Origin of the sequence: Streptococcus sp. VTCC 12905, assembly GCF_049893385.1 — a bacterium.
In the GTDB taxonomy this organism is placed as follows: Bacteria; Bacillota; Bacilli; order Lactobacillales; family Streptococcaceae; genus Streptococcus; species Streptococcus suis_AA.
In genome coordinates, this window is sequence record NZ_JBMVJC010000005.1 from 84,791 (window position 1) to 94,653 (window position 9,863).

The 9,863-nt window shown below is 41.4% G+C and carries 6 protein-coding genes and 1 pseudogene; 6 read left to right on the plus strand and 1 reads right to left on the minus strand.

Annotated features, from left to right (window positions below; genetic code table 11):
• The 6 genes from ACPC58_RS03300 to ACPC58_RS03325 all read left to right on the plus strand — a co-directional run bounded on the left by ACPC58_RS03300 (window position 1) and on the right by ACPC58_RS03325 (window position 8,873).
• Window positions 1-783 carry a ZIP family metal transporter gene (locus ACPC58_RS03300; RefSeq protein WP_434065231.1) on the plus strand — a complete coding sequence of 261 codons (783 nt, stop codon included), beginning with the start codon at window positions 1-3 and terminating at the stop codon, window positions 781-783.
• A 108-nt stretch (window positions 784-891) separates the two neighbouring features.
• A complete protein-coding gene (rfbA, locus tag ACPC58_RS03305) occupies window positions 892-1,761 on the plus strand; it encodes a glucose-1-phosphate thymidylyltransferase RfbA (RefSeq protein WP_217375034.1) in 870 nt (289 codons plus the stop codon).
• Window positions 1,761-2,354 carry a dTDP-4-dehydrorhamnose 3,5-epimerase family protein gene (locus ACPC58_RS03310; RefSeq protein WP_174846174.1) on the plus strand — a complete coding sequence of 198 codons (594 nt, stop codon included), beginning with the start codon at window positions 1,761-1,763 and terminating at the stop codon, window positions 2,352-2,354. The genes rfbA and ACPC58_RS03310 overlap by 1 nt, the downstream gene beginning before the upstream one ends.
• A 440-nt stretch (window positions 2,355-2,794) precedes the next feature.
• Window positions 2,795-3,841, plus strand: a complete 1,047-nt coding sequence (gene rfbB, locus ACPC58_RS03315) for a dTDP-glucose 4,6-dehydratase (protein WP_217375037.1) — start codon at window positions 2,795-2,797, stop codon at window positions 3,839-3,841.
• Between the two features lie 52 nt (window positions 3,842-3,893).
• The gene (gene rfbD, locus ACPC58_RS03320) at window positions 3,894-4,745 is read left to right on the plus strand and encodes a dTDP-4-dehydrorhamnose reductase (protein ID WP_130555031.1); all 852 of its coding nucleotides are present in this window, start codon (window positions 3,894-3,896) and stop codon (window positions 4,743-4,745) included.
• A gap of 453 nt (window positions 4,746-5,198) precedes the next feature.
• Entirely contained in the window at window positions 5,199-8,873 is a 3,675-nt protein-coding gene (locus ACPC58_RS03325; RefSeq protein ID WP_434065238.1) for a GBS Bsp-like repeat-containing protein, read from the plus strand.
• A gap of 157 nt (window positions 8,874-9,030) precedes the next feature.
• Here ACPC58_RS03325 and ACPC58_RS03330 read toward each other — a convergent pair.
• Window positions 9,031-9,863: pseudogene (locus ACPC58_RS03330) on the minus strand (IS66 family transposase); the annotation flags it as partial.

Below are 9,863 nucleotides of genomic sequence, written 5' to 3' on the forward strand. Positions count from 1 at the left end.
TTGGCAGGTTTATTTACTTGGTTTTGCACGATTGTCGGCTCTGCAGTTGTCTTTTTCTTTAGAACGGTCAGTCGGCGTTTGTTGGATATCATGCTAGGCTTTGCAGCAGGTGTTATGATTGCTGCGTCATTTTGGTCTTTGCTTGCTCCCTCAATTAGTTATGCTGAGCAGTTTTATGGCAATCTTGCATGGATTCCTGCGGCAGTTGGATTTGCAGCAGGTGGAATCTTTTTACGTTTGGTTGACGCAGGTGTTCCACATTTGCATTTAGGTAATGACAAAGAGGAAGCTGAGGGTGGAGTTGAGCGTGAGCGAAAAAAATTATCAAAGACTGCCCTCTTATTTTTGGCCATTACCATTCATAATATCCCAGAAGGCTTAGCTGTTGGTGTCACCTTTGGTGCCCTTGCTTCTAATAATAGCTCAGCAGCATTTATTGGAGCTTTGGGATTGGCTCTTGGTATTGGTATACAAAATATTCCGGAGGGAGCAGCTTTGGCTATTCCGATTCGTACAGACGGTGCATCGCGTTGGAAGGCCTTTTATTGGGGTTCAATGTCTGCTATTGTCGAACCAATCGCAGCTGTACTTGGCGCCTTTGCAGTTACCTTTATGACCCCTATTTTACCTTACGCCCTTTCCTTTGCAGCTGGTGCAATGATCTTCGTTGTCGTAGAGGAGCTTATTCCAGAATCACAGACAAATGGCAATACGGATATTGCAACATTGGGACTCATGGCTGGTTTTATTATCATGATGATTCTAGATGTTGCTTTGGGGTAAAATACAACAAATGATGAATGAGTCTGCTTGCCAGACTTTTTTCTTATGACATCATAGTGAAAAATATGGTATAATGAACTGATATTAATTAATGGAAGGTACTCTTATATGAAAGGTATTATTCTGGCAGGTGGGTCTGGGACTCGTCTCTACCCATTGACACGCGTAGCTTCTAAGCAGCTGATGCCAATTTATGACAAACCAATGATTTATTACCCACTGTCAACACTCATGTTGGCTGGGATTAAAGAAATCTTAATTATTTCTACTCCTCAGGATCTACCTCGATTTAAGGATATGTTGGGTGATGGTTCTGAATTTGGAATTTCTCTTTCTTATGCAGAACAACCAAGCCCAGATGGATTGGCCCAAGCCTTCATTATCGGTGAAGAATTCATCGGTGATGACCATGTAGCCCTTATCTTGGGGGATAACATTTACCATGGAAATGGATTGACCAAGATGTTGCAACGTGCAGCAAGCAAAGATAAAGGAGCAACTGTCTTCGGTTACCAAGTAAAAGACCCAGAACGCTTTGGTGTTGTTGAGTTTGACGCAGATATGAATGCTATCTCTATCGAAGAAAAACCAGAGAATCCAAAATCAAATTTTGCGGTTACAGGTTTGTATTTCTATGACAATGATGTCGTTGAGATTGCGAAAAATATTAAACCATCTCCTCGTGGTGAGTTGGAAATCACTGATGTCAACAAGGCTTACTTAGATCGTGGTGATTTATCAGTAGAGCTCATGGGACGTGGTTTTGCATGGTTGGACACTGGTACACATGAAAGTCTCTTGGAAGCTGCACAGTACATCGAAACAGTTCAACGTTTGCAAAACGTTCAAGTGGCAAACTTGGAAGAAATTGCCTACCGCATGGGCTACATCACAAAAGAACAAGTGTACGAATTGGCACAGCCACTCAAGAAAAATGAATACGGACAATACTTGCTCCGTTTGATTGGAGAAGCTTAATGACAGAAAACTTTTTCGGAAAAACACTCGCAGCCCGTCCAGTTGAAGGCATTCCAGGGATGTTAGAATTTGACATACCAGTTCATGGCGACAACCGTGGCTGGTTCAAGGAGAACTTCCAAAAGGAAAAAATGTTGCCACTCGGCTTCCCAGAAAGCTTTTTTGCAGAAGGAAAATTACAAAATAACGTTTCCTTCTCCCGCAAAAACGTTCTTCGTGGTCTTCACGCAGAGCCTTGGGATAAATACATCTCTGTGGCGGACGGTGGTAAGGTCTTGGGAACTTGGGTCGATCTTCGAGAGGGTGAGACTTTTGGGAATGCCTATCAAACTATTATAGACGCTTCTAAAGGTATCTTTGTTCCACGTGGCGTAGCCAATGGTTTCCAAGTCTTATCAGACTTTGTATCATACAGTTACTTGGTTAATGACTATTGGGCTTTGGAACTCAAACCTAAGTATGCCTTTGTCAACTACGCAGACCCTAGTCTCGACATTAAATGGGAAAACCTAGAAGAAGCAGAAGTCTCAGAAGCAGATAAAAACCACCCACTCCTCAAGGACGTTAAGCCTTTGAGAAAAGAGGACCTCTAATGTTTTAAGCCTCTTTTCAATGTCTTTGGTCACTTAGACAAATTACATAAAGAGACTCTACCAAGATTGCTTACTAAAAAGAAATCTTGAAGTAGTCTGGTAATGCAAGAGGGCGAGCAAAGCGAGCCACTCCGTGTGTCATCGCCGTAGTGAGAAGCTCCTTTGCTTTGCTAAGGAGGGGGGAAGGGAGTGGGAAAGAACTCGACTAAGATAAAAAGAGTTCGTCTTCCCACCCCCGCACAGTTGATTAGGTTAGATTTGGAGTGTAAAACACGAACAAATCTGCCAATCAACCACTGCGCTGAGATGTTGACGCGAACTCTGAGAAGCGACCCTGGGCTTTATGCCCAGCCTCTTAGTAATGAAACACCTTGGTGGTTGCTTACGACCCCACTACATAAGATGACACACAAAAAAGAAAAAACTTTTCGGAGAAAAAAATGTCTCAATTTAAAAATATTATCGTAACTGGTGGAGCTGGTTTTATCGGTTCCAACTTCGTACACTATGTTTACAATAACCATCCAGAAGTCCATGTGACTGTGTTGGATAAATTAACATATGCAGGAAACAGGGCTAATATTGAAGCTATCCTTGGTGACCGAGTAGAGCTTGTTGTTGGTGATATTGCTGATGCTGAGTTGGTTGACAAATTGGCTGCTAAGGCAGATGCCATTGTTCACTATGCGGCAGAAAGCCACAACGACAACTCTCTCAACGATCCAAGTCCATTCATCCATACAAACTTTATCGGTACCTATACTCTTCTTGAAGCGGCTCGTAAATACGACATCCGTTTCCACCATGTATCAACAGATGAGGTTTATGGTGATCTTCCATTGCGCGAAGACTTACCAGGTCATGGGGAAGGTCCAGGAGAGAAATTCACATCAGAAACAAAATACAACCCATCATCTCCTTATTCATCAACCAAGGCTGCATCAGACTTGATTGTCAAAGCATGGGTGCGATCATTTGGTGTTAAAGCAACGATTTCCAACTGTTCAAACAACTACGGTCCATATCAGCACATCGAGAAATTTATCCCACGCCAAATCACCAACATCTTGGCAGGCATCAAGCCAAAGCTTTACGGTGAAGGTAAAAACGTCCGTGACTGGATTCATACCAACGATCACTCGACTGGTGTTTGGGCTATCTTGACGAAAGGCCGTATGGGTGAAACTTACCTGATCGGTGCTGACGGTGAGAAGAATAACAAAGAAGTGCTTGAATTGATTCTTGAAAAAATGGGTCAACCAAAAGATGCTTACGACCACGTGACTGACCGTGCAGGACACGATTTGCGCTATGCTATTGACGCAAGCAAACTTCGTGACGAGCTTGGTTGGACACCACAATTTACAGACTTCTCTCAAGGTTTGGAAGAAACGATCCAGTGGTATACAAATAACCAAGACTGGTGGAAGGCTGAAAAAGAAGCTGTTGAAGCTAACTATGCGAAGACACAAGAAGTGCTTAAATAAGAAATGGAAGGCTGGGCTTTTGTCCAAGCCTTTCTTAAAATAAGGAGTATACATGATATTAATTACAGGTGCGAATGGTCAGTTGGGTACAGAATTGCGTTACTTATTAGATGAACGTGGTGTTGAGTATGTGGCTGCTGACGTAGCAGAAATGGACATCACGGATGCGGAAAAGGTTGATGCCTTTTTTGCGGAAGTAAAACCAAGTGTTGTTTACCACTGTGCAGCCTACACAGCTGTGGATATGGCTGAAGATGAAGGCAAGGAGCTTAACTACAAAATTAATGTAACAGGCTCTGAAAATGTTGCCAAGGCAGCAGCTAAATACGGTGCAACCCTTGTCTATATCTCAACAGACTATGTCTTCAACGGTGAGTTGCCAGTCGGTCAAGAATGGCAAGTAGATGACCAACCAGATCCGCAATCTGAATACGGTCGTACTAAGCGTTTGGGTGAGGAAGCGGTTGAGAAATTTGCAGACAAGTTCTACACAGTGCGTACAGCTTGGGTCTTTGGTAACTATGGCAAAAACTTTGTCTTCACCATGCAAAATCTTGCTCAAACTCGAGACACATTAACAGTAGTCAATGACCAACATGGCCGTCCAACTTGGACACGTACTCTTGCCGAATTTATGGTATACTTAGTGGATACTAAGCAAGCATTTGGCTACTATCATTTGTCAAATGATGCGACTGAGGACACAACTTGGTTTGACTTTGCGACAGAAATCCTCAAGGATACCAACACCAAGGTATTGCCAGTGGACTCTAGCCAGTTCCCAGCCAAGGCTAAGCGTCCTTTCAACTCAACCATGAGCTTGGATAAGGCAAAGGCAACAGGATTTGTCATCCCGACATGGCAAGAAGCCTTGAAAGAGTTTTATAAGCAAGGGAAGAAATAGAATATCCTTCATTTAGAAGGAAACGAGACGATTTTTCAAAAAGTCGTCTTTTTTTATAATTGGGATAAATTGTCACAAAAATGAAAAATTGTAATATTGTTTTAATGCTCCAAATTATGCTATAATTTATTTTGTAGATTTAGTATTTTTACGGTTTTCCTAATGATCCAGTTATCGTTTGGTTGTGTTTTGAATATAGATTTGAATATGGGATTTGAGGAGGAGAAAGTGAAAAAAAGGACATTATTTTTCTTATCCGTATGCGCGGTCGCTTTAAGTGGATATGTTGTTCATGCAGACAGTTTGGAAGCTCCAAGTCAGCTTGTCACTGTACCTAATTTGCCTGGAACTGGCGGCCAATTAACTGTTGTTGAGGAAACTGGCCAAATGAAGGCGATTCTTTCAAATATTACTGGAGAAATCGTTGGAGTAACTGGTCAGTTTAAGTCAGAAATGAATACTGGAAAAACGATAGCTTTTACGATTGATGCTAGTGGTCAATATGTGGCCTATTTAGATAGATCAAGTTTTTCCGACGAAGATCGTACCTTTACTTTGGCTTTAACAGCCAACCTTATTGATGGTAGTGCTCATAATCTAGATGATTATTCGTTCAACTGGGTTAAAGTAGCTGAAAATGCTGATGATGACAGCGATTTGATTGAAAACACTAGCGCAACAGAAACGTCAAAACCTGTTTCATCTGGGACAGTAGTCGATAGTGTTGAGAAAGATTCTTCATCTTCAGCAAGCGAGATACAAAGTTCTAGTACTGCAAGTTCTTCATTGGCGGCAACTGTAACTGATTCATCGAAAGTAACGAGCGCTTCTACAATGACTTCAACACAAACTACAAGCTCAGTTGGTAGCCAATTGCGTTCGGCTTCGTTGATGCGAATTGCAACAAATTCTGGTACCCAAACTAGTGCTGTTACAAAAGCAAGTCAAATTGACCAGACGCTAGAACTAAAATATACTGGTTCTATCAATAGTGGTGAAGTCATTAAATTTGCAGTGTGGTCAGATGAGAATGGTCAAGATGATATTGTTTGGTATAATGCTGACCAAACTGGTGCTGCTTATGCAGATTTAAGAAAACATAGAGACTACGGCAAATATAACATTCATACATACGTAAACCGAAATGGCAAAATGGTTTATCTGAATGAAATTGTGGTAGATGTGAAGGTGAGCGGCACGGTTACAATTGAAAATGTCAATGATGCCAAAGGCACTTTTGATGTTCGTGTCACCAATATCTCTTCTCCTAAGGATATAGCGAGTGTAATCTTGCCGACCTGGTCACAGTCAGATGATTTACGTTGGTATGAAGCAACTCGTCAGTCAGATGGAAGTTATAAGTTAACTGTTAATAAGAAGGATCATCAGTATCGCACTGGTACCTATACAGTTCATCTATATTATAAGGACTCAAGTGGTGGTTTAACGGGAGTTGGTGGCACAACAACGCGTTTAACAGAAGTAAAACCTACCGGTACAATAACAATTGAAAATGTCAATGATGCCAAAGGCACTTTTGATGTTCGTGTCACCAATATCTCTTCTCCTAAGGATATAGCGAGTGTAATCTTGCCGACCTGGTCACAGTCAGATGATTTACGTTGGTATGAAGCAACTCGTCAGTCAGATGGAAGTTATAAGTTAACTGTTAATAAGAAGGACCATCAGTACCGCACAGGTACCTATACAGTTCATCTATATTATAAGGACTCAAGTGGTGGTTTAACGGGAGTTGGTGGCACAACGACGCGTTTAACAGAAGTAAAACCTACCGGTACAATAACAATTGAAAATGTCAATGATGCCCAAGGCACTTTTGATGTTCGTGTCACCAATATCTCTTCTCCTAAGGATATAGCGAGTGTAATCTTGCCGACCTGGTCACAGTCAGATGATTTACGATGGTATGAAGCAACTCGTCAGTCAGATGGAAGTTATAAGTTAACTGTCAATAAGAAGGACCATCAGTACCGCACAGGTACCTATACAGTTCATCTATATTATAAGGACTCAAGTGGTGGTTTAACGGGAGTTGGTGGAACAACAACGCGATTAACAGAAGTAAAACCTACCGGTACAATTACAATTGAAAATGTCAATGATGCCCAAGGCACTTTTGATGTTCGTGTCACCAATATCTCTTCTCCTAAGGATGTAGCGAGTGTTATCTTGCCGACCTGGTCACAGTCAGATGATTTACGTTGGTATGAAGCAACTCGACAGTCAGATGGAAGTTATAAGTTAACTGTCAATAAGAAGGACCATCAGTACCGCACAGGTACCTATACAGTTCATCTATATTATAAGGACTCAAGTGGTGGTTTAACGGGAGTTGGTGGCACAACAACGCGTTTAACAGAAGTAAAACCTACCGGTACAATAACAATTGAAAATGTCAATGATGCCCAAGGCACTTTTGATGTTCGTGTCACCAATATCTCTTCTCCTAAGGATGTAGCGAGTGTTATCTTGCCGACCTGGTCACAGTCAGATGATTTACGTTGGTATGAAGCAACTCGACAGTCAGATGGAAGTTATAAGTTAACTGTCAATAAGAAGGACCATCAGTACCGCACAGGTACCTATACAGTTCATCTATATTATAAGGACTCAAGTGGTGGTTTAACGGGAGTTGGTGGCACAACGACGCGTTTAACAGAAGTAAAACCTACCGGTACAATAACAATTGAAAATGTCAATGATGCCCAAGGCACTTTTGATGTTCGTGTCACCAATATCTCTTCTCCTAAGGATGTAGCGAGTGTTATCTTGCCGACCTGGTCACAGTCAGATGATTTACGTTGGTATGAAGCAACTCGACAGTCAGATGGAAGTTATAAGTTAACTGTCAATAAGAAGGACCATCAGTACCGCACAGGTACCTATACAGTTCATCTATATTATAAGGACTCAAGTGGTGGTTTAACGGGAGTTGGTGGCACAACAACAGTGTTATCCGAGGTTCCAGTGCAACGATCTTACACAGTCTACATCGATCCAGGTCATGGAGGAGTAGATTCCGGAGCCTCTTATGGTGGAGTTCAAGAGAAGAATTTAGCATTATCTGTTGCAAATAAATTGAAAGCAAATTTAATTCAGTTAGGTTATCAGGTTCTGATGACTAGAACAGCTGATTATAATGTTGATTTCAAAACAGAGCGCTCAAAAATGACCAACCAAAGTAATGCAGACTTGTTTATCAGTATTCACTTTAATTCGACAGGTTCAGCTTCTTCGAATGCCACTGGTATTGAAACTTATTGGTATCAATATGATCCAGAATATCAACCCAAAATTAACGCCGCGAAGCATAACGATCCAACTAGATTAGCTGAAAGTGAAATCTTAGCTAATCAAGTTCAAGCAAGTCTTATAAGCGGAACTGGCGCCGTCAATAGAGGTGTACGACGTGAAACTTTAGCTGTATTGCGAGAAACTGCAATTCCAGCTATCCTTGTTGAACTTGGATTTATGAACAATCCATCTGATTTGCAGAAGATAAATCAGGATTCTTATCAAACGAAATTGGCTAATGCTCTAGCACAGGGTATTGATAACTGGTATGGTGCTGTTGGAAGTAAACCCACATCAGGAACTTCTACACAGAAAAAGTCTACTGAACAAAGTCAAATGACAACTAGTCAACAATCATTTTTCAACAAAATATTGCCGGCAATTCAGCAAGTTTCTCAAAAAAATAGTATTGTAACGAGTGTAATGTTAGCCCAATCCATTCTAGAAAGCGGTTGGGGCACTTCTCAACTGGCCACAAATGCTTATAACATATTCGGCATCAAGGCAGATTCTAGTTGGAAGGGGAATACATATACCGTTCAAACAAAAGAAGTCGTGAATGGAAAAACAATAACTGTTGAAAAACAATTCCGAGCTTACAAGTCTCTTTTAGAAAGTATTTCTGATTATGGTAATTTCTTTACTTCAACGGCTTGGAGAACAAAGAACTACCAAAGATTCTTGCAAGCAACAAATTATGAAACAGCATTAACTAGCTTATTAGCATCAGGTTATGCAACAGATCCAGCATATGCCGAAAAATTAAAGTCATTAATTCAGCGATATGGATTGGATCAATATGATTTAAATTAGTGTGCGTAAAAAAGCGACATAATTTGGCTCCGTAATTTCTGTAGTGGGTAAATCCACTGTAGAGATTATGGGGTCTTTTTGAGTTTGGAAAGTAACCGCCCAATAACAAGGTATATTGAAAAAGGCTCCAAAGCCCTGTCGACTCTGGAACCTTTTTCTATTTACATACTCTCTTAATGTTTTTGTCCCATGGCAAATAAGCCTCTAGCACCTCTTTTTTTGCGAGTGTCTCCTCGTTAGGTAAGTGTTCTAGAAGATAGGTCATATATTTCTCTGCGTCAAGTCCATGTCGCTTAGCAGTTTCTAAAAGACTCAGAATGACAGCTGTCGACTTGGCTCCCTCAAAGCTCTGAGAAAACAACCACCTTCGCTTTTTTATTTCAAGGCTCAGGCTGAAACAGTCCACTGGACTGTTTCACTACGGCCCATAACCAAAGTCTTCATTGCCCTCTCAGCTATATTATTGGACAGGACTAAGTCACCATCCGAGAGAACGGTTCGGAAGGTAGTTTCGTATTTGAGGCTATACTCTATTGCAGTGCCCAATTTGGAGCCTGGCAAAACGGCCTGATTGCGACACCAGCCAAAGAATTCGTCCATCAAAGGGGCCAACTCTGTCTGGCGTTTATGTAATCGTTCCTCAGTAGACAAGTCTGCCCAGTCATTTTCTAAGGTAAACAGGCGGTCGCAATAGGCTAATCCTTTCGCTCCTAAAGAAGTCTTGTCTGTCTTCTTAGGAGTCGCCTCAAAGAACTTTCGTCTGACGTGAGCCCAACAACCAACCAGCTGAGCCTTGTCTAATTGACGATAAGCTGACCACATGTCACAATGTACATAACCTGTATAATCTCCAAGAAATTCCTCCACAACTAAGCCACTCCGACGTTTGTCATGATGATAGAGAGTAATTCCCTTTTTCTCGTGCTTCCCAGACAAGAAGGTCCAGTAGAAGGTCAACTGGCTATCATTTTCTAAGACCTTGTAGGAGGT

What these genes read in the sequence shown, in the direction of transcription:
- ACPC58_RS03325 (WP_434065238.1), top strand. Translation starts at nt 5,199, where the DNA reads ATGAATACTGGAAAAACGATAGCTTTTACGATTGATGCTAGTGGTCAA.
- ACPC58_RS03310 (WP_174846174.1), top strand. Translation starts at nt 1,761, where the DNA reads ATGACAGAAAACTTTTTCGGAAAAACACTCGCAGCCCGTCCAGTTGAA.
- rfbD (WP_130555031.1), top strand. Translation starts at nt 3,894, where the DNA reads ATGATATTAATTACAGGTGCGAATGGTCAGTTGGGTACAGAATTGCGT.
- rfbB (WP_217375037.1), top strand. Translation starts at nt 2,795, where the DNA reads ATGTCTCAATTTAAAAATATTATCGTAACTGGTGGAGCTGGTTTTATC.
- rfbA (WP_217375034.1), top strand. Translation starts at nt 892, where the DNA reads ATGAAAGGTATTATTCTGGCAGGTGGGTCTGGGACTCGTCTCTACCCA.